Source organism: Acinetobacter endophylla, assembly GCF_053543775.1.
Genome location: NZ_JBLVOM010000138.1, coordinates 1 through 868 on the forward strand (window position 1 = coordinate 1; position 868 = coordinate 868).

The 868-nt window shown below is 44.4% G+C and carries 1 protein-coding gene; it reads left to right on the plus strand.

The annotated features are described in order from the left end of the window. Nucleotides 1–337: 337 nt before the first annotated feature. A partial coding sequence (locus ACNPNW_RS06000) for a helix-turn-helix domain-containing protein (protein WP_448766712.1) occupies nt 338–868 on the plus strand: 531 nt, incomplete at its 3' end.

Sequence of the window (868 nt, forward strand, 5' to 3'; positions counted from 1 at the left end):
CATTTTACCAAAACGGGCGATTTCTTTGTTTGTTTTTATTTTAAAAGATTGAAGAGACGTTTCCCACCTAAAGCAGCGGAGAGGACGGACTGATTGTGGAAAAGCGGCAGCGTTCGCCTTTGTGTCCGGATTTTCACCGCTAAGGGGAATAAAAAAATCTGGACACAAGAGCGATTGGAACAACGGTCCGTTCGCGGAGCGCTCACCTAAACGCCTACGCTAATCCTACTTTTTTAAAAAAGCTGTCCCAAGCAGCCATTTCATGGCTTTTGATATGCTCCCCATATAGTAGACAGGTGAAATAATAAAAACCTGTTTCTGTATGGGGAGCATTTTTATGGGGCAAAAAAAGTTTACGGCATTCGAAAAATTAACGATTCTCCAAGAAATAAAAGGAGGATACATCGGAGTGAAGGCCGCAGCTCGGAAGTTTGGAGTCACCAAGAACTCTATCGTGAAATGGCGACGACGTTATGAAGTATACGGTTACGAAGGGCTGGAAGTTCGGAGTCACAATCGAAAGTATACGGCCGAACTTAAACGCCAAGCTGTTAAAGATTATATCGAGGGCAGATTGTCGCAATATCAAATCATCGAGAAGTACCAGATTGCCAGTCGAACCCAACTCGCAAACTGGATTAAGAAGTATAATGGTCATAGCAACAGCTTTAAAGCTGACACAGGGGGAACTGTAGCTATGACCAAAGGACGCGCAACAACCTGGCAGGAACGGATAGACATTGTGCTGTATTGCCTGGCAAATGGACAAGACTACATGAAAACAGCGAATCAGTTCCACATTTCCTACCCGCAAATATATAGCTGGGTGAAGAAGTACGAAACTGGCGGTGAAGAGGCATTACGGGAT